We start from the raw sequence: 19,203 nt of genomic DNA on the forward strand, positions 1-19,203 counted from the left end.
AGTTCTGCGTGGCCAGGCCGCCGCACGTCGTCCGGCGCTGAGGACGGCGCGGTCGACCCCGAGCGGCAGGGGCCGGGCGACGGATCGGTCACCCTGGCCTGCCGGCCTGATCCGGTCACCTTCGCGGCCGTGTGCGTCGCCGTTCTCGCCATCTTCGCCACGCCCTCGGGGCGGTGCCCTGACGACCTGGCGCCTGGACTGACCGCGCCGGGATCTGAGCCGCGTCACCCCATGACGGGGTCGGACTCCTCGTCGGCGGTGAACGCCGCCCACAGCGCCGCGTAGGCCCCGCCCGCGGCGAGCAGCTCCTCGTGCCGCCCCACCTCCACGACCCGGCCGTGGTCCAGCACGACGACCCGGTCGGCACGGGCCGCGGTGGTCAGCCGGTGCGCGACGACGAGCGTCGACCGCCGCCGGGCCACCGCGTCGGCCGCCCGGGTCACCGCGGCCTCGGTGGCCAGGTCCAGCGACGCGGTCGCCTCGTCGAACAGCAGGACGTCGGGGTCCACGAGCTCCGCGCGGGCCAGCGCGAGCAGCTGCCGCTGACCCGCCGACAGCGACCGGCCCCGCTCCCCCACGCGCGTGCGGTAGCCCAGCGGCAGCGCCGCGACCATCTCGTGCGCGCCCACCGCCCGCGCCGCCGCCTCCACCTCCGCGTCCGAGGCGGCGGGCCGGCCGTAGGCGATCGCGTCGCGCACCGTGCCCTCGAACAGGTACGCCTCCTGCGGCACGACGCCGAGCCGCGAGCGGTACTGCGCCAGGTCCAGCGAACGGAGGTCCGTGCCGTCCACGCACACCGCTCCGGACGTCGGGTCGTAGAAGCGGGCGACCAGCTTCACCACCGTCGACTTGCCCGCACCGGTCTCGCCCACCAGCGCCACCGTCTCACCGGGCGCGACCGTCAGCGACACGTCTCGCAGGGCGGGGCTCCGCGCGCCGGTGTAGGCGAACGTGACGTCGGCCAGCCGCACCTCGCCGCGGAGCCGGCCGACCGGACGGGGGTCGACGGCCGGCGGGGTGGACGTCGGGGTGCGCAGCAGGCCGCGCAGCCGCCGCAGCCCGACCGACGCCTGCTGGTAGCTGTCGAACACCTGCGACAGCTGCTGCACCGGGGAGAAGAACGTGTCGACGTAGAGGACGAAGGCGATGAGGACGCCGGCGGTGATGCTCCCCGAGGTCAGCCGCGCGGCCCCGACGGCGAGCACCGCGGCCGCCGCGACCTCGGAGAGGAACTCGACGAACGGGAAGTACGTCGCGATGTACCGCTGGGCCCGCAGCCGCACGTCCCGGTAGCGCTGCGCGTGCTGCTGGAAGACGGCGTCCGAGTGCGCCGTGCGGTCGAACGCCTGGACCACGCGGACGCCGGCGACGTCCTCCTGCAACCGGGCGTTGACCGCGCTCACCCGTTCGCGGGCCTCGGTGTAGGCCGGCACCGACCGGGACCGGAACCACACCGTGGCGACGACGAGCACCGGCAGCGTGGCGACCAGCACGAGCGCGAGCTCGACGTCGAACAGGAACAGCGCCACCAGCACCCCGACGAGGGTGAGCAAGCTGACCACCGCGGTGGTGAGCCCGGTCTGCAGGAACGCCGACAGCGCGTCGACGTCGGTGGTCATCCGGGTCATGATCCGGCCGCCGAGCTCGCGTTCGTAGTAGTCCAGGCCGAGCCGCTGCAGCTGGGCGAACGTCTTCACCCGCAGCGTGTAGAGCAGCCGCTCCCCGGTCCGCCCGGTCAGCCACGCGGCGGCCCGGGCGACCGACCAGTCGGCGAGCACCACGGCCAGCGCGATCCCGGAGACGCCGAGCAGCAGGGGCAGGGACGCCGACGCGATGCCGTCGTCGACGCCCTTCCGGACCAGCGCGGGGATCGCCAGCTGCGCGGCCGTGTCCAGCGCGACGAGGACCAGCGCTCCCGCGAGCGTCCACCGGAAGGGGCGGAGCAGCCCCCGCAGGGAGAAGTGCGGATCGGCGGCGCGGGCCCGGGCGGCAGGGACGTCCGGCTCGTCCACGGGCGGCGGCAGCCGGTCGACGAGCGCCCGCAGCGACTCCGTCGGGGCGGCCGCGGCCAGGGTCGCGCCGCGGCCGCCGATGGAGGCGGTCGCGGTGCGCAGCGCCGCGTCGTCCGCCGGCTGCGGCTCGGGGTCCGGCCACGCGGACGGCGTCACCCCGCCGGGCGGCGCGGGCGACGGCACGCCGCCGCCGTCGTCGACCGTCCCCGACAGCAGCGCGCGGAACAGCGGGGACCGTGCCTCCAGCTCCACCACGGTGCCGACGTCGACCACCCGGCCGGCGTCGAGCACGGCCACCCGGTCGGCGAGCGCCAGCGTGGAGCGGCGGTGCGCCACCAGCAGCGTCGTCCGGCCGCGCACCTCCTCGCGCAGCGCGGCGTGGATCCGCGCCTCGACGGCGGCGTCCACCGCCGAGGTGGCGTCGTCGAGGACCAGCACCCGCGGGTCGGTCAGCAGCGCCCGGGCCAGCGCGACCCGCTGCCGCTGCCCGCCGGAGAGGGTGAGCCCCTGCTCGCCGACGACGGTGTCGTAGCCCTCGGGCAGCTCGGCGATGAAGCCTTCGGCCTGGGCCGCCCGGGCCGCGGCGCGCACCTCGGCGTCGGTGGCGTCGGGTCGGCCGAGGGCGATGTTGGCCCGCACGGTGTCGGAGAACAAGAAGCTGTCCTCGAACACGACGCCGAGCGCGCGCCGCAGCGAGCCGGTGTCCAGGTCGCGGACGTCGCAGCCCCCGATGCGCACGGCGCCCGCGGACGGGTCGTAGAAACGGGGCAGCAGCGCGACCACGCTGGACTTGCCCGAGCCCGAGGTGCCCACCAGCGCGAGGGTCTCCCCCGGCCGGACCCGCAGGGACACCCCGGTGAGCACCGGCCGGTCGGGGCGGTGGCCGAAGGTGACGCCGTCCAGCTCGACCGTCAGCGGCCCGGCCGGCAGCGAGCGGGTGCCCGGGACCAGGTCCGGCCGGGCGTCGATCACCTCCAGCACGCGTTCCACGCCCGCGCGGGCCTGCTGCCCGATGGTCAGCACGGCCGCGAGCTGGCGCACCGGCGAGACGAGCGCGGCCAGGTAGGCGGAGAAGGCGAGGAACGTGCCGAGCGAGATCGAGCCGCGGAGCGCGAGCCATCCGCCCAGGGCGAGCACCCCGACCTGGCCGAGCGCCGGGACCGCCTGCAGCAGCGGGTTGTAGCGCGAGGTGAAGGCGACGACGCGCAGCCGGGCGCCGAACAGCCGCCGCGCCCCGGCGTCCACCCGGTCCAGCTCGCGCTCCTCCTGCCCGAAGCCCTTGACCACCCGCACGCCCGTGACGGCCGCCTCGACGTCCCCGGCGACGACGCCGGCCTGCTGCTGGGCCGCCCAGTTCGCCGGGAACAGGTCGCGCCGCGAGCGGAGCCCCAGCCACCACAGCGCCGGGCCCACCGCGATCGCAACCACGGTGAGCAGCGGCGACAGCCAGGCCATGACGCCGAGGGAGACGAGGAACAGCAGCGCGTTGCCGGTCAGGTTGGGCAGGAAGGCGAGCAGCCCCTGGACGAGGGTGACGTCGCTGATCGCGCGACTGACCGTCTGCCCGGTCTGCAACCGGTCCTGCCCCGGCCCGTCGAGCCGCCCGAGCGCCGCGTGGACGTCGTTGCGCAGGTCCATCTGCACGTCCAGCGACAGCCGCCCGGCCAGGAACCGCCGCACGAAGCCCGCGGCGAACCGCAGCGCCCCGGCCGCCACCAGCGCCACCAGGAACGGCGTGACGTCGACCGGGCCGCCGTCCCGCGCCCCGGCGACCACCCGGTCCACGACCGCGCGGACCAGCAGCGGCACCCCGGCGGCGATCACCGAGCCGACCAGCGCGGCGGCGAACGCCCCGACCAGGTCCCCGCGGTGGCGCAGGCAGTAGCCGAGCAGGCGGCGCAGCCAGCCGCCCCGCGCGGTCTCCTCCTGCTCGCTCGCGACCCGGTCGGCGAGGGCCGTCACGAGGCGACGGGGGGACGCGGCACGACGTCCAGTGTGCGACGAGCCGTCGCGACGCGCCGCGAGGGGGTGACAGGCTGCTGGGGTGGACAGGGGGCTGCACGCGCCGGCCTGGCTGGAGGAGCTGGTGCGGACCAGCCGGCCCCCGGTCCCGTGGGGCGACGTAATCCGGTTCGCCGTCGTCGTCCCCGCTCCCCTGGCGGTGGCCCTGGCGACCGGCGGCCTGGATGGCACGGCCCTCGGGGCCGGCGTGTTCGGCACGATGGGGTCGCTGGCCACCACGCTCGCGCCGCAGTCGGGCCCGCTGCGGACGCGGCTGCGCCGGGTCGCGGCCGCCTCCCTGCTCGGCGGGCTCGGGCTGGTCATCGGGCAGGCGATGACCGGCGGCGGGTGGCTGCCCGTGGTCCTGCTCGCCGCGGTCTCCGCCGTGTCCGCGCTGCTCAGCTCGATCAGCGCGGCGCTGTCCCTCGGCGGCCTGCAGCTGCTCGTGTACACGGTCATCTCCTCCGGGCTGCAGACGCCGCTGCCGGCCGCCGCGGAGGTCGGGTGGTTCCTCGCCGGCGCGGCCTGGGCGACCCTCGCCGTCCTGGTGCAGGCGCGCACCGAGCCCGAGGACCCCGACCGGGCAGCCGTCGCCACGGTGTTCATCCGGATCGGCGACCTGCTCGCCGTGATCGGCACCGACCAGGCCGAGGAGGCCCGGCGGCAGCTCACCGAGGCGCTCAACACCGGGTACGACCGGGTCATCCACTCCCGGAGCCGGTCGGCGGGCCGCAGCAAGGAGCTCGCCGAGCTGGCCGGGGTGCTCAACGCCGCCGCTCCCCTCGTGGAGGCCGTGGTGGCCAGCGCCCGGGCCGAGGTGCCCGCCGACTCCCGGGACCTGTCTGCCGTCGCGGCACTGGCCACTGCGATCACCAGCCGGCTCCCACTGCAGGGCGAGCGGCCGCCGCCGGTGGAGGACGGCCCGAGCCAGCGCCGCGCGGTACGGCACGGCATCCGGCTGGTGTGGAACGTGGTCGGCGACCCGGAGGAGCGCGCCCAGGCCGCGGCCAGCGGCCCGGACGTCGACTGGCGGCTGCGCGCCCGGGACCTGGTGGACCGGACGGTCGGCAACGCGGACTCCCGGGCGTTCGTCGTCCGGCTGACGCTCTGCATGATCGCCGCCGAGGTCGCCCGGCAGCTGCTGCCCATCGAGCGGGCCTACTGGGTGCTGCTGACCGTGGCGATCGTGCTCAAGCCGGACTTCGGCTCGGTGTTCACCCGGGCCGTGCAGCGGGGTCTGGGCACGCTGCTGGGGGTCCTCATCGGCTCGCTGGTGCTGACCGTGCTCCCCCGGGGCCCCTGGGTGCTGCTGCCGTTGGCGCTGGCCGCCGGGGCGCTGCCGTGGGCGCGCAAGGCCAACTTCGGGCTGTTCTCGGTCTTCCAGACACCGCTGATCATCCTGCTGATCGACCTCGCCACCCCCAGCGGCGCCGGGCTGGTCGGCGCGCGGCTGGTCGACACGCTCATCGGCTGCGGCATCGTGCTGGTCGTCGGCTACCTGCTGTGGCCGCAGACCTGGCGCGCTCCGCTGGACGACGCGCTGCGCGACGCCGCGCTCGCCCTGGACCGGTTCGTCGACGCGGCGTTCACCGGCAGCCCGGTGGAGCGCCGGCGGGCCCGCCGGGCGACTTACCGGGCGCTGACCGAGGTGCAGACCCAGCTGCAGCGGCGGCTGGCCGAGCCGCCGCCGATCAGCACCCGAGCGGCGGCCTGGTGGCCGGTGATCGTGCAGCTCGAGCGGGCGTCGGACGCCGTCACCGAGGCGGTGATCGAGACGCGGTCCGGAGCCCCCTCCCCGGAACCGGCCCAGGTCGCGGTGCTGCGCAAGGCGCTGCGGCAGCTGGAGCGGGACCTGCGGGAGCACCGGGCGCCCGACGACGCGGAGATCCACGCTGACGGGGTGCTGGCGCCGGTCGCCCGGGAGGTGGACGCCGCCCGCCGGCTGGTACGCGAGACCACGCCCGGCCGGCGGTCCGGCGTCCGCGGCAGCGAGGACTGAGGGCCGGAGGACGTCGCCGACCCGCCATCCGGCTGCGGTCGTCGGTGCTCAGCCCGTGGGCTGCTCCCGGCGGAGTTCCGCAACGGCTGCGCGCTGGATGTTCTCGAGGTCCTCGCGCAGGCGGCGCACCCGCTCCGCGCTCAGGCCGTGGGTGATGCGCGCCTCCAGCTCGGGGACGAGACCCTGGGCGATCGCCACCACCTCGCGGCCGCGCTCGGTGGGCAGGACGAGTTTCGCCCGCCTGTCCGCCGGGTCCGGCGTGCGGGTGACGTACCCGTGCGTCTCCAGGTGGGCGACCAGTTCGGCCATGGCCTGCTTGGTCATCTGGGCCCGCTCGGCGAGCAGGCTGACCGTCGTGCCGGTGTCGTCGAGGTACTGGAAGACGGCGCTGTGGGCAGGGCGGACCACAGCGTGGCCCTGCTCGGCGAGCCGAGCCAGCACCAGGTCGTTGACCGCGACGAACGCCTCGCGGAGCGCGACGCCGAGGTTGGTCTGACGCTCGCGGCCGGCGGAGGTGGGGATCCGTCTTGACATGGACAGGCCGCCTGTCTAACTTGATGGACATGTTCCCTGTCGATTCTGCCACGCCAGAATGCCTGCAGCTCGGGACCGACGAGGTCACGGTCCTGGCGACCACCGCGGAGACCGGCGGCGCGCTGTTCGCCGTGCAGGTCCGCATGCCGCCGGGCGGTGGCCCGCCGGTGCTGCACCGGCACGCCCCCGGCGAGGTCTACTACGTGCTCGCCGGTGAGTTCACCTTCTACACCGGTGGTTCCGACGCCCCGCTGCGCCGGTCGACCGCGGCCGCCGGCGATGTCGTCCCGCTGGCCGGTGGCACGCCGCACACGGTTCGCAACGAATCGTCTGCCGACGCGGTCGCCTTCGTCGTCCATGCACCGGGAGCGCCCATGGAGGGCTTCCTGCGCGCGGTGGCCGCGCCGGCCGCCGCCGACAGCCCGAGCATGGACGCCGTCCTGGCGATCGGCGCGCGACACGGCATCGACATGCTCGGCCCGCTCCCGGCCGGATCCGACCAGCGTGCCGACCGGAGCGCCAACGCCTGACACCCGGTCGAGCCGATCGCGGTCACCCGCCCGACCAGCAGGGGAACGACCCCCGGCCTGGCGGGTGGAGTGCGGGGACGTGGGCGCGGCAGGGATCGAACCTGCGACCGCTCGCTTGTAAGGCGAGAGCTCTCCCGCTGAGCTACGCGCCCCGGGCCGCCCAGAGTAGGTGGCCCCGGACGTGGCCCCCTGCCGGGTCCCGACGCGAGCGTGCGAGCGTCGGGGGCAGGGGGTCCTCCTTCAGGCGGCCAGCTGCCCGACGGCGTCCTTCCAGCCCGACTGCTCGCGGGCGTCGCCGGCCTGGTTGACCTCGGCGAAGGCGATGCGACCCTCGGCGTCCACCAGGAACGTGCCGCGCAGCGCCATGCCCGCCTTCTCGTTGAACACGCCGTACGCCTGCGCGGTCGCCCCGTGCGGCCAGAAGTCCGACAGCAGCGGGAAGGTCAGCCCCTCCTGCTCGCGGAAGGCCTTGAGGCTGAACACCGGGTCGGTGGAGACCGCCACGACCTGCACGCCGGCGTCGGTGTACGTGCTCAGCTCGTCGCGCAGCTGGCACAGCTCACCGGTGCACTTCCCGGAGAAGGCGAACGGGTAGAAGACGACCAGCACGGGCGCCCCCCGCAGTTCCGCGAGGGAGACGACCTGCTTGTCCTGGTCGGGGAGGCTGAACTCGGGCGCGACGTCGCCGACGGAGAGGCTCATGCCCCCATGCTGCCGCACAGGTGACGGGCTGGAACGGCCACCCCTCAGGGGCCCGCGCCGAGCTTTGCGAGGCGTGGGGGGAGGGGTGGCCCTTTCTCAGCGACGGGAGCGCGCGGCCTTCGGGGTGACCAGCCGGATGCCCGACCAGTCCTTGGCCGCGGAGATGCTGGAGGTCTGCGACAGCCCCGCGGTGGGGGCCACCTCGGTGACGTCACCGGGCGACACGTGCCCGGGTCGGCCGGACTTGGGCACCAGCAGCCACACGACGCCGTCCTCGGCGAGTGAGGTGATGGCATCGGTCAGGGCGTCGAAGAGGTCCCCGTCGTCCTCCCGCCACCACAGCAGGACGACGTCGGCGACCTCGTCGGACTCCTCGTCGACCATCTCCCCGCCGGACAGCTCGACGATCGAGTCGCGCAGGTCCTCGTCGGCGTCCTCGTCCCAGCCGAGCTCCTGCACGACCATGCCCGGCTTGATCCCCAGCCGGGCAGCCATGCTGGTGCCCGAGTCGACGCTCATCCCTGCTGTTCCTCCGTGTGCTCGAATGCCCTGGTGGTGATGCCCTGGTGGTGCCCTCCGCCCCCGGGACGTCCCCGGGAACAGCAGATCTGCACGGATCGTGCCCCGCCCGCGGCCGCGGTGCCTGCTCGGACCGGCCGGGACGGGGCCACCGTTCCAGCGGAGCGTAGGCCATGGAGCACCTGGCGCAAGCTCCTCGGAACGGGCGACACCCACGTCCGGGCAGGCTTGAGAGGGTAGAGATACGCCCGTCGGGTGACGGGGAGATGCCGGACAGGAGAACATGGAGTCATGAGCGCACCGCAGCAGGCGGACGGCGACCCCGCCCGCACGACCGGCAACCCTCGAGCGGTCATCACCGACGGGTTGCCCAGCCAACTCCCTGACACCGACCCCGACGAGACCCAGGAGTGGCTGGAGTCCCTCGACGCGGTCGTCGGCCACGCCGGTCGAGGCCGCGCGCGGTACCTGATGCTCCGGATGCTCGAGCGCAGCCGCGAGCAGCAGGTCGGCGTGCCGGCGTTGCGGAGCACGGACTACATCAACACGATCCCGCCGGAGCGGGAGCCGTGGTTCCCCGGTGACGAGGACGTCGAGCGACGGATCCGCGCCTACACCCGGTGGAACGCCGCGATCATGGTCCACCGGGCACAGCGCCCGGGGATCGGCGTCGGCGGCCACATCTCCTCCTACGCGTCCTCGGCGACGCTGTACGAGGTCGGCTTCAACCACTTCTTCCGCGGCAAGGACCACCCCGGCGGCGGGGACCAGATCTACTTCCAGGGCCACGCCTCCCCCGGCATCTACGCCCGCGCCTACCTCGAGGGCCGGCTCGACGAGCATCAGCTCGACGGGTTCCGCCAGGAGGTCAGCCACCCCGGGGGCGGGCTGTCGTCCTACCCGCACCCGCGGTTGATGCCGGAGTTCTGGGAGTTCCCCACCGTCTCCATGGGCCTGGGCCCGATGAACGCGATCTATCAGGCGCGGTTCAACCGCTACCTGCACGACCGCGGCATCGCCGACACCTCGGACCAGCACGTGTGGGCCTTCCTCGGCGACGGCGAGACCGACGAGCCCGAGTCGCTCGGCCCGATCGGCCTGGCCGCGCGCGAGGAGCTGGACAACCTCACCTTCGTCATCAACTGCAACCTGCAGCGGCTCGACGGTCCGGTGCGCGGCAACGGCAAGATCATCCAGGAGTTGGAGTCGTTCTTCCGCGGCGCCGGCTGGAACGTCATCAAGGTGATCTGGGGCCGTGGCTGGGACAAGCTGCTGGCCGCCGACCGGGACGGCGCCCTGGTCAACCTGATGAACCAGACGCCGGACGGTGACTACCAGACCTACAAGGCCGAGGACGGCGCGTTCGTCCGCGAGCACTTCTTCGGGCGCGACCCGCGGACCCGCAAGCTCGTCGAGGGGATGAGCGACAAGGAGGTCTGGGACCTCGCCCGCGGTGGGCACGACTACCGCAAGGTCTACGCCGCCTACAAGGCCGCGATGGAGCACAAGGGCCAGCCCACGGTCATCCTCGCGAAGACGATCAAGGGCTACACGCTGGGCAGCCACTTCGAGGGCCGCAACTCCACGCACCAGATGAAGAAGCTGACCGCCGAGGACCTGGTGGGCTTCCGCGACCGGCTGCAGATCCCGATCTCCGACGAGCAGCTGGACAAGACGCTGCCGCCGTACTACAAGCCGGCCGACGACTCCGACGAGATGCAGTACATGCTCGAGCGGCGCCGTCAGCTCGGCGGCTCGATCCCGCAGCGCCGGGTGACGGCCAAGCCGCTCAAGGCGCCCGACGACAAGGCCTTCGACGTCCTCAAGCGCGGCTCGGGCAAGCAGGAGGTGGCGACGACGATGGCATTCGTCCGCCTCTACAAGGAGCTGTCCAAGGACAAGGAGCTCGGCCCGCGCTTCGTGCCGATCATCCCCGACGAGGCCCGCACCTTCGGGATGGACTCGCTCTTCCCGAGCCAGAAGATCTACAACCCGCACGGCCAGAACTACACGTCGGTCGACCGCGAGCTGATGCTGGCCTACAAGGAGTCCGAGCAGGGTCAGATCCTGCACGAGGGAATCAACGAGGCCGGGTCCGCGGCGTCGTTCACCGCCGCGGGCACCTCGTACGCCACGCACGGCGAGCCGATGATCCCGATCTACATCTTCTACTCGATGTTCGGGTTCCAGCGGACCGGCGACTCGTTCTGGGCGGCTGCCGACCAGCAGACCCGGGGCTTCCTGCTCGGGGCCACGGCCGGCCGGACGACGCTGAACGGTGAGGGTCTGCAGCACGAGGACGGCCACTCCCTGCTGCTGGCCTACACCAACCCCGGCGTGGTGACCTACGACCCGGCGTTCTCCTACGAGGTCGCGCACATCACCCAGGACGCCCTGCGGCGGATGTACGGCGAGGACCCGGGCGCCCCGCTCGGCGGGCACCGGAGCCCCGACGTCTTCTACTACCTCACCGTCTACAACGAGCCCTACGTGCAGCCGGCGGAGCCGGAGGGGCTGGACGTGCGCGGCCTGCTGGCCGGCATCTACCGGTTCGCGGAGGGCCCGCAGGTACCCGACGGCACCAAGGCGCAGATCCTGGCGTCCGGTGTCGCGGTGCCCTGGGCGCTGCGGGCGCAGGAGCTGCTGGCCGACGACTGGGGCGTCTCGGCCGACGTGTGGTCGGTGACCTCCTGGACGGAGCTGCGGCGCGAGGCGGTCGAGGCGGAGGAGTGGAACCTCCTCCACCCGGCCGAGGAGCCGAAGGTTCCGTACGTGACCCAGCAGCTGGCCGACACCCCGGGCCCGGTCGTCGCGGTGTCGGACTGGATGAAGGCCGTCCCCGACCTCATCGCGCCGTTCGTGCCGGGTGGTCTCGCCACGCTCGGCACCGACGGGTTCGGGCTCTCCGACACCCGCCCGGCGCTGCGCCGGCACTTCAAGGTCGACGCCGAGTCGGTCGTCGTCCGCACGCTGTCCGCCCTGGCCCAGCGCGGCGAGGTGGAGCGTGACGTCGTCCGGCAGGCGGTCGAGAAGTACCAGATCGGCGACGAGCAGAAGGCGCCCAAGGAGGAGCGGACGGACGACCACCCGGCCACCTGAGGCCCGCCCCTGCGGGGGCTTGAACCAGGTGACCTGATCGACGACTGTCCCCCCGCACCAACACTGGTGCGGGGGGACGGTCGTTCGTGCGAGCGGTCCCGCGCTCAGCCGGCGAGGGCGTTGAGCGCCATCTGTGCGTACATCGCCACGCCGACCGGGAGCGCGTCCTCGTCGAACACCACGTGGTTGGAGTGGTTGCCCGGCGCGGTGCCCGGTTGGAGCTCCGGCGGGCATGCGCCGAGGAAGGCCATCGCCCCGGGCACCCGCTCGAGCACGTAGGAGAAGTCCTCGGCGCCCATCAGCGGCTCGGCCATGTGCGCGCTCGCCTGCCCGCCGAGCAGCGCCGCGGCGGTCGCGCTGACCTTCGCCGCGACCGCGGCGTCGTTGACCGTCACCGGGTAGCCCGGCACCCGGGCAAACTCCACGGTGAGTTCGTGCGCGGCGGCGACGTGCGTGGCGACCCGCTCGACGGAGTCCATCGTCTCGGCCCGCTGGCGCGCCGAGAGGGTCCGGATGGTGCCCTCCAGGTACGCCGTCTCGGGGATGATGTTGTTCGTCGTCCCCGCGGTGATCTGGCCGACGGTCACCACCGCCGGGTCGAAGACGCCGACCCGGCGGGTCACCATCGACTGCAGGGCGAGCACGACCTCGGCGGCCACCGGCACCGGATCGGCGGCCAGGTGAGGGGTGGAGGCGTGCCCGCCGCGGCCGCGCAGCGTGATCCTGAAGATGTCGCCGGCGGCCATCATCGGGCCCGGTCGCAGGTTGATCGTGCCGGTCGGGAACATCGTGGTGATGTGCAGCGCGAACGCGCCGCTCACCGGGGCGTCCGGGACGACGTCGAGCAGGCCCTCCTCGAGCATGTACCGGGCACCGTGGTGGCCCTCCTCCCCCGGCTGCACCATGAGGACGACCTGGCCGGCGAGCTGGTGGCGACGCTCGGCGAGCAGCCGGGCCGCCCCGACGAGCATCGCCACGTGGGTGTCGTGCCCGCAGGCGTGCATCACGCCAGGCACCTCGGAGGCGAACGGCAGGCCGGTGTCCTCCTGCAGCGGCAGCGCGTCCATGTCCGCGCGCAGCAGGTGGGTCGGCCCCGGCCGGGCCCCGCGCAGCACGGCGACCACCGAGGTGGTGCTGGTGCCGGTGGTCACCTCGAGCGGGAGGTCGGCGAGCGCCGCCAGCACGGCGGCCTGGGTCTCCGGCAGCTGCAGCCCGATCTCCGGGCGGCGGTGCAGCCGACGGCGCAGCGCCACGGTGCGGTCGGCGTCGGCCCGGGCGGCGGCGAGGAGGGAGGTGTCAACGGGTGCGTCGGCGGACATGCCGCCCAGTCTGTAGCAGGGCTCAGGACCGCCGGTCACTCACCAGGCCCAGTCGGGGCGTGCGGTGTCCAGCTCCCACACGCAGACGGTCGCCGGGCCGGCGACCGGGCCGTCCCCCGGCTCCACGGTGACCTGCCCGTTGCGCGCGACGACCCGGAGCCCGGCCGGGACGTCCGGTCCGGCCGCCCCGACCCAGAGCCGGGCGTCCGCACGGCCGAGGTCGACCCAGCCGGTCGGCCGGACGACGACGTCGTGCGCCGGCTCCTCCCCCGGCCGGGCCGCCCGCAGGTAGGCCTGGACGACGTGCGCGCCACCACCCCCCGCGACCTCGTCGTGCTCGAGTCCGCGTCCCGCCCGCAGCACCGCCACGTCGCCGGGCGCCAGCACCGCCTCGGCCCCCCAGGCGTGCCGCAGCGATCCGGCGAGCAGCACCGCGACCACGTCGACGTCGGCGTGGGCGTGCCGCCCGTAGCCCGCGCCGGGACCGAGCCGGTCGTCGGCCAGCCGCAGCAGCGGCCCGAGCGACCCGTCGTCCGGCGCGAGCAGCACCCGCGAGTCCGGTCCTCCCCTCACCGCACGACCTCCACTCGCTCGCGGGACGGCAGGGCCGCGCGGCCGCCGGGCAGGCCGCCGAGGGCGAGCACGACCAGCAGCGTCCACCCCAGCCCCAGCGCCCAGCCGCCGACGACGTCCGACGGGTAGTGCACCCCCAGCAGGACCCGGGTCAGCCCCACCACGAGCACCAGCGTCACCCCGCCGGCGACCGAGACCCGCCGGGCCCCGCCGGTGAGCCGCGGCCAGGCGAGCACCAGGACGATGGTGACCAGCGCGGCCACGCCCGAGGAGTGCCCGCTGGGGAAGCTCAGCGTCTCGTACCGCACCCCGCCCTCGGCGAACTGCGGGCGGACCCGGCCGGTCAGCTCCTTGAGCAGTGCGGTGATCGGGGCGACCAGCGCCGCGGCGGCGAGCACCCAGGCCGCCGTCCACCACGCCCGGCGCAGCGCGAGCCAGACCAGCACCGGGATGAGGACCGCGGCGCGGAACACCGTCAGCCCCGGCGCCGTGAGCACCTGCAGCACCGTCTCGGCGACCCCGGACCGGTCGTCGCCGGCGTAGAGCGCGTCGCTGAGGGACCGGTCGGCGTCCAGCAGGGGCGTCACCCCCGTGCTCACCGCCGTCCCCAGCAGCGCCACCAGCGCCAGGGCCGCCAGCGCCACGACGAGCGCCGGGCGGACGGCGGCCGGGCGGCCCGTTCGGGTGGTGCGCACCCGCCCACGATCCCCGACGCCCGGCCCCGTGACACGCTGAGGGCGTGGAGGTCGGCACGGGCCCGTCGGAGGCGACGCTGCGCCGGCTGGAGCGCGCCTCCGGTGCGCTGGCCACCCAGGCCGTCGCCCGGATGGACGACGAGCTGCCCTGGTTCCGGCTGATGCCCGCCGACCAGCGCTCCTGGGTGACCCTCGTGGCCCAGGCCGGCATCGCCTCGCTGGTCGACTGGTGCCGCCACCCCGGCCGGCCCCCGCGGCTGACCGGGGAGGTGTTCGGCGCCGCCCCGCGCGAGCTGGTCCGGGCCGTTCCGCTCAAGCAGACCGTCGACCTGATCAAGGTGACCGTCGAGGTCGTGGAGGACCGGGTCGAGCAGGTCGCCGAGCCGGGGGACGCCGACTCGCTGCGCCTGACCGTGCTGCAGTTCAGCCGCGAGGTCGCCTTCGCCACCGCGCACGTGTACGCCAGCTTCGCCGAGGACCGCGGCGCCTGGGACGCCCGGCTGGAGGCGCTGGTCGTCGACGCCCTGGTGCGCGGGGACCGCTCCGAGGAGCTCCCCGGGCGGATGGCCGCGCTGGGCTGGGCCACCACCGGTCCGGTGGTCGTGCTGGTGGGGTCGGCGCCGCCGGGTGAGCCGGACTCCCGCGCCGCCGTCCGCCGGGCCGCCCACTCGATGCGCAGCGAGGTGCTGGTGGGTGTGCACGCCGACAAGCTCGTCGTCGTCCTCGGCGGGGTCGACGCGCTCCCCGCCGTCGCCGGCCGGGTGTGCCGGGAGTTCGGCCCGGGCCCCGTCGTCGTCGGCCCGCAGGTCGACTCGCTCGCCCACGCCGGGGAGTCGGCCACCGCCGCGCTGGCCGGGCTCCACGCGGCCCCGGCCTGGCCGGACGCGCCGCGGCCGGTCCAGGCGGAGGACCTGCTCCCCGAGCGCGCGCTGGACGGCGACCCGGTGGCCCGCGCGGCGCTGGCCGAGCGGGTCGCCCTGCCCCTGCACAACGCCGGCGGCGGGCTGGTCGAGACGGTGCGCACGGTGCTGGGCAACGGCGGCAACCTGGAGGCCAGCGCCCGGGCGCTGTTCGTGCACACCAACACCGTGCGCTACCGGCTCAAGCGCGCCACCGAGCTCACCGGCTGCTCCGCGACCGATCCGCGGGGTGCCTGGACGCTGCAGCTGGCCCTCGCACTGACCGGGCTGGACGGCGACCGCTCGCTGTGGCACTGAACGCGCATTGTGGCTTTGCACACCGACACACGGGTTGACGTGGGGTTGACGACCCCCAACTTGTAGGAACCCTCCAAAAGCCCGACCGTGTTCTTCGTGGCCACCACCACCGCGCCGGAGCGGCCGGACTGGCACGGTGAACACGTGCTGGCCGTCCTCGCCCCCGGACAGGGTGCTCAGAAGCCGGGGATGCTCACCCCGTGGCTGGAGCTCCCCGGCGCCGAGTCCTTCTTCCGCTGGGCCGGCGCGATCGCCGACGCCGACCTCCTCGAGCTCGGCACGACCGGCGACGCCGAGGCCATCAAGGACACCGCGGTCACCCAGCCGCTGGTCGTCGCGATGAGCCTGTTCGTCGCCCGTGAGCTCGGCGGCCTGCCGGGCCCCGTCCCGCACACGCCGCAGTCCGGCCGGGACGTCGTGATCACCGGCCACAGCGTCGGCGAGCTGACCGCCGCCGCGCTGGCCGGCGTGCTGTCCATCGAGGCGGCGATCGCGCTGACCGCCGTCCGCGGCCGGGCGATGGCCCGCGCCTGCGCCCTCACCCCCACCGGGATGTCCGCCGTCCTCGGCGGCGAGCCCGACGAGGTGCTGGCCGCGATCGAGCGGTTCGGCCTGACCCCGGCGAACACGAACGGCGGCGGGCAGGTCGTCGCCGCCGGTTCCCTCGACGCGCTGGCCGCGCTCAAGGCCGAGCCGCCGACCAAGGCGCGGATCATGCCGCTGTCGGTGGCCGGCGCCTTCCACACCGCCTACATGGCCCCGGCCCGGGCGGAGCTGGAGGCCCTCGTCGGGGGTCTCACCCCGGCCGACCCGAGCCGGCTGCTGCTGTCCAACGCCGACGGGGCCGCCGTCCCCAGCGGCGCCGAGACGCTGTCCCGGCTGGTCACCCAGGTCACCAGCCCGGTCCGCTTCGACGCCTGCCTGTCCACGCTGCGCGACCTCGGCGTCACCGCCGCCCTCGAGCTGCCCCCGGCCGGCGCGCTGTCCGGCCTGGCCAAGCGGGAGTGGAAGGGCGCCGACATCGAGGTGCTCGCCCTCACCGGCCCCGCCGACCTCGACCGGGCCCGCGAGCTCATCGCGGCCGAACGCGGCCGCGCCGAGGCCGAGCACCAGCCCGACTGGCGGGTCGTCGTCTCCCCCGCCCGCGGCACCGTCAGCCCGGCGGACATCGCCGAGGGCACCCGTCTCCCGGCCGGCACCCCGCTCGGCACCGTGCACGGCCGCCGCGAGGAGGTCCGCGTCTCGGCCGGCTACGACGGCGTCCTCGCCGAGTGGCTGGTCGCCGAGGGCGACCGCGTCGACGCCGGCGATCCCCTAGCTCGTCTCTACCCGGAGGTCTCGGAGTGACATCGATCCAGCTGCGCCAGGGCGCGCCCGGCGCGCAGATCCTCGGCATCGGCGGCTACCGCCCGCGGCGGCGCGTCACCAACGCCGAGCTCGAGACCGTGATGGACACCAACGACGAGTGGATCCGCACGCGCGTCGGCATCGCCGAACGCCGCTGGGCGTCGGAGGACGAGTCGCTGGTGGAGATGGCCGTCGCGGCCGGGGGCAAGGCGATGGCCTCCAGCGGCCTGGCCGCAGACCAGGTGGACATGGTGGTGCTGTCCAGCGCCAGCCTCCGGGTGCCGATCCCGGGCATCGGCCCGCAGGTCGCCCACCGCCTGGGCATCCCCCGCCCGGGCGCGTTCGACCTCAACGCCGGCTGCGCCGGGTTCTGCTACGCCCTCGCGGTCGCCAACGACGCCATCCGCAGCGGCAGTGCGCACAACGCGCTGGTCCTCGGGGTGGAGCGGCTCACCGACGTCATCGACATGACCGACCGCTCCACCGCGGTGATCTTCGCGGACGGCGCGGGGGCGGTCGTGCTCGGCGCCTCCGACGAGCCGGGCATCGGTCCGGTCGCCTGGGGCAGCGACGGCGACCAGTACAGCGCCATCGAGATCGCCGCCGGCCGTTCCACGATGAGCATGGCCGGCCAGGCGGTCTACCGCTGGGCCACCACCCGGCTGACCGCGACGCTGGTCGAGGCGATGGAGAAGGCCGGCGTCGGGCCGGCGGACATCGACGTGTTCGCGCCGCACCAGGCCAACCTGCGGATCATCGAGTCGATGACCAAGAAGCTCGGGTTCCGGGACGACGTCGTCGTCGCCAAGGACGTCATGCAGGCCGGCAACACCTCCGCCGCCTCCGTCCCGCTGGCGCTGACCGCGTTGCTGGAGTCCGGTGAGGCCAAGTCCGGCGACCTGGCCCTGGTGCTCGGGTACGGCGCTGGACTGACCTTCGCCGGGCAGGTCATCCGCCTCCCCTGATAGACCTCTGAACCGAGCCGGGACACCCGTCCCGGACGACGGCGCGGTCCCCGGCCGCGCCACCATCCGAGAGAGAGGACCCCACGCGTGAGCAGCACCCAGGAGATCCAGGCAGGCGTCGCCGAGATCCTGGAGGAGGTCGCCGGCGTCACCCCTGCCGACGCCACCCCGGAGAAGTCGTTCACCGACGACCTGGACGTCGACTCCCTGTCGATGGTCGAGATCGCCACCGCCGTCGAGGACAAGTTCGGCGTGGCCATCCCCGACGACGAGCTGGGCAACATCAAGACCGTCGGGGACGCGATCTCCTACATCGAGAAGAACCAGTAGTAGAAGGACCCCGCTGCCCCCCACTGCTCGCACGCTCGCAGCGGGACCCTGCAGCGGGGCCGTTCCAGTCGCTCACCCCGGCCGTCCGGCCAGTCAGTCCCAGGAGGAAGTCATGAGCACGCCCACCGCCGACGTCGTCGTCACCGGGCTCGGCGCCACCACGCCGCTCGGTGGTGACGTCGCCTCCACCTGGGAGGCACTGCTGGCCGGCCGGTCGGGGGTCAGCCGGCTCACCGACGACTGGGCGCAGGAGTTCCCCGCCCAGCTGGTCGCCCGGCTGGCCAACGACCCGGTGCAGCAGCTGGACCGGGTGCGCGCCCGCCGGCTGGACCGAAGCCAGCAGGTCGCCGTGATCGCCGCCGAGGAGGCCTGGCGGGACGCCGGGGGCGCGGACTCCGGGGTCGACCCGCTGCGGATCGCCGTGGTCTTCGGCACCGGCATCGGCGGCGCGGTGACCCTGCTCGACCAGGACGACATCCTGGAGCAGAAGGGGCCCAAGCGGGTCTCCCCGTTCACCATCCCGATGCTCATGCCCAACGGCCCGGCGGCCGCGGTCGGTCTGGCCGTCGGCGCCAAGGCCGGCGTGCACGCCCCGGTCAGCGCCTGCGCGTCCGGCGCCGAGGCGATCCGGTGGGGTCTGGACCTGCTCCGCTTCGACCGCGCGGACATGGTGGTCGTCGGCGGCGCCGAGGCGTGCGTCCACCCGCTGCCGATGGCCGGGTTCGCCGCGATGCGCGCCATGAGCACCCGCAACGACGAGCCCGAGCGCGCCTCCCGCCCCTTCGACAAGGGCCGCGACGGCTTCGTGCTCGCCGAGGGCGCCGCCGCCCTGGTGCTGGAGCGCGCCGACGCCGCCGCCGCCCGGGGCGCGACGGTGTACGCCCGCCTGGCCGGGGCCGGCGCGACCGCCGACGGCTTCGACCTGGTCGCCCCGCACCCCGAGGGCGAGGGCGCGGGCCGGGCCATCGCCGCGGCCGTGCGCGACGCCGGGCTCACCGCCGCCGACATCGGTCACGTGAACGCGCACGCCACCTCGACGCCGATCGGCGACACGGCCGAGGCCAACGCGATCCGGCACGGCATCGGCGAGCACCCGCTGGTCACCGCCACCAAGAGCCAGACCGGGCACCTGCTCGGCGCCGCCGGGGCCCTGGAGTCGGTGTTCACGATCCTCGCGCTCCGCGACCAGGTCGTCCCGGCCACCGCGAACCTCGACGACCCGGACGACGACCCCGCGGTGCAGTCCCTGGACATCGTGCGGCGCGAGCCCCGCAAGGCGACCTTCTCCGCCGCGCTGAACGACTCCTTCGGCTTCGGCGGGCACAACATGGCCCTGGTCTTCACGACGGCATGACGAAGGA

General features: G+C 74.5%; 15 protein-coding genes and 1 tRNA gene. 8 read left to right on the forward strand and 8 right to left on the reverse strand.

Going from position 1 to position 19,203, the window contains the following annotated elements; translation table 11 throughout:
* Positions 1-224: 224 nt before the first annotated feature.
* Positions 225-3,974, reverse strand: a complete 3,750-nt coding sequence (locus HL189_RS09495; protein ID WP_369133456.1) for an ABC transporter ATP-binding protein — start codon at positions 3,972-3,974, stop codon at positions 225-227.
* An 82-nt stretch (positions 3,975-4,056) separates the two neighbouring features.
* Here HL189_RS09495 and HL189_RS09500 point away from each other — a divergent pair, with 82 nt between their 5' ends.
* Entirely contained in the window at positions 4,057-6,012 is a 1,956-nt protein-coding gene (locus HL189_RS09500; RefSeq protein ID WP_369133457.1) for an FUSC family protein, read from the forward strand.
* Positions 6,013-6,060: 48 nt separating this feature from the next.
* Here HL189_RS09500 and HL189_RS09505 read toward each other — a convergent pair whose 3' ends face one another.
* Positions 6,061-6,546: a MarR family winged helix-turn-helix transcriptional regulator gene (locus tag HL189_RS09505; protein ID WP_369133458.1), complete on the reverse strand. Its 486-nt coding sequence runs from the start codon at positions 6,544-6,546 to the stop codon at positions 6,061-6,063.
* A 29-nt stretch (positions 6,547-6,575) separates the two neighbouring features.
* Between HL189_RS09505 and HL189_RS09510 the strand changes: the two genes are divergently transcribed.
* On the forward strand, positions 6,576-7,076 hold the full coding sequence (locus tag HL189_RS09510) for a cupin domain-containing protein (protein WP_369133459.1): 501 nt from the start codon (positions 6,576-6,578) through the stop codon (positions 7,074-7,076).
* A gap of 80 nt (positions 7,077-7,156) precedes the next feature.
* Here HL189_RS09510 and HL189_RS09515 read toward each other — a convergent pair.
* The 3 genes from HL189_RS09515 to HL189_RS09525 form a co-directional block, all read right to left on the reverse strand.
* Positions 7,157-7,228, reverse strand: a tRNA-Val gene (locus tag HL189_RS09515).
* 88 nt (positions 7,229-7,316) lie between these two features.
* Positions 7,317-7,778: a peroxiredoxin gene (locus tag HL189_RS09520; RefSeq protein WP_369133460.1), complete on the reverse strand. Its 462-nt coding sequence runs from the start codon at positions 7,776-7,778 to the stop codon at positions 7,317-7,319.
* Positions 7,779-7,874: 96 nt separating this feature from the next.
* The gene (locus tag HL189_RS09525; protein ID WP_369133461.1) at positions 7,875-8,297 is read right to left on the reverse strand and encodes a DUF3052 domain-containing protein; all 423 of its coding nucleotides are present in this window, start codon (positions 8,295-8,297) and stop codon (positions 7,875-7,877) included.
* A 291-nt stretch (positions 8,298-8,588) separates the two neighbouring features.
* On the opposite strand from HL189_RS09525, the gene aceE reads away from it, so the two are divergent.
* The gene (aceE, locus tag HL189_RS09530) at positions 8,589-11,396 is read left to right on the forward strand and encodes a pyruvate dehydrogenase (acetyl-transferring), homodimeric type (RefSeq protein WP_369133462.1); all 2,808 of its coding nucleotides are present in this window, start codon (positions 8,589-8,591) and stop codon (positions 11,394-11,396) included.
* Positions 11,397-11,500: 104 nt separating this feature from the next.
* Here the strand turns inward: aceE and HL189_RS09535 are convergent, their stop codons facing one another.
* Genes HL189_RS09535 through HL189_RS09545 form a run of 3 tightly spaced genes read right to left on the reverse strand, consistent with a single transcriptional unit; the run spans position 11,501 to position 13,983 of the window.
* Positions 11,501-12,715 carry a M20 family metallopeptidase gene (locus tag HL189_RS09535; protein ID WP_369133463.1) on the reverse strand — a complete coding sequence of 405 codons (1,215 nt, stop codon included), beginning with the start codon at positions 12,713-12,715 and terminating at the stop codon, positions 11,501-11,503.
* 39 nt (positions 12,716-12,754) lie between these two features.
* The gene (locus HL189_RS09540) at positions 12,755-13,288 is read right to left on the reverse strand and encodes a pirin family protein (protein WP_369133464.1); all 534 of its coding nucleotides are present in this window, start codon (positions 13,286-13,288) and stop codon (positions 12,755-12,757) included.
* On the reverse strand, positions 13,285-13,983 hold the full coding sequence (locus HL189_RS09545) for a phosphatase PAP2 family protein (protein ID WP_369133465.1): 699 nt from the start codon (positions 13,981-13,983) through the stop codon (positions 13,285-13,287). Before HL189_RS09545 ends, HL189_RS09540 begins: the two co-directional genes overlap by 4 nt.
* A 44-nt stretch (positions 13,984-14,027) precedes the next feature.
* Here HL189_RS09545 and HL189_RS09550 point away from each other — a divergent pair, with 44 nt between their 5' ends.
* The 5 genes from HL189_RS09550 (at position 14,028) to HL189_RS09570 (ending at position 19,196) form a co-directional block, all read left to right on the forward strand.
* A complete protein-coding gene (locus HL189_RS09550) occupies positions 14,028-15,200 on the forward strand; it encodes a PucR family transcriptional regulator (RefSeq protein WP_369133466.1) in 1,173 nt (390 codons plus the stop codon).
* A 96-nt stretch (positions 15,201-15,296) separates the two neighbouring features.
* Entirely contained in the window at positions 15,297-16,547 is a 1,251-nt protein-coding gene (locus tag HL189_RS09555; protein WP_369133467.1) for an acyltransferase domain-containing protein, read from the forward strand.
* Positions 16,544-17,512 carry a beta-ketoacyl-ACP synthase III gene (locus HL189_RS09560; RefSeq protein ID WP_369133468.1) on the forward strand — a complete coding sequence of 323 codons (969 nt, stop codon included), beginning with the start codon at positions 16,544-16,546 and terminating at the stop codon, positions 17,510-17,512. Before HL189_RS09555 ends, HL189_RS09560 begins: the two co-directional genes overlap by 4 nt.
* Before the next feature lie 87 nt (positions 17,513-17,599).
* A complete protein-coding gene (locus tag HL189_RS09565; protein WP_369133469.1) occupies positions 17,600-17,842 on the forward strand; it encodes an acyl carrier protein in 243 nt (80 codons plus the stop codon).
* 112 nt (positions 17,843-17,954) lie between these two features.
* Positions 17,955-19,196, forward strand: a complete 1,242-nt coding sequence (locus tag HL189_RS09570) for a beta-ketoacyl synthase (protein WP_369133470.1) — start codon at positions 17,955-17,957, stop codon at positions 19,194-19,196.
* Positions 19,197-19,203: the final 7 nt, after the last annotated feature.

Origin of the sequence: Modestobacter sp. I12A-02662, assembly GCF_041028325.1 — a bacterium.
GTDB lineage: Bacteria > Actinomycetota > Actinomycetes > Mycobacteriales > Geodermatophilaceae > Modestobacter.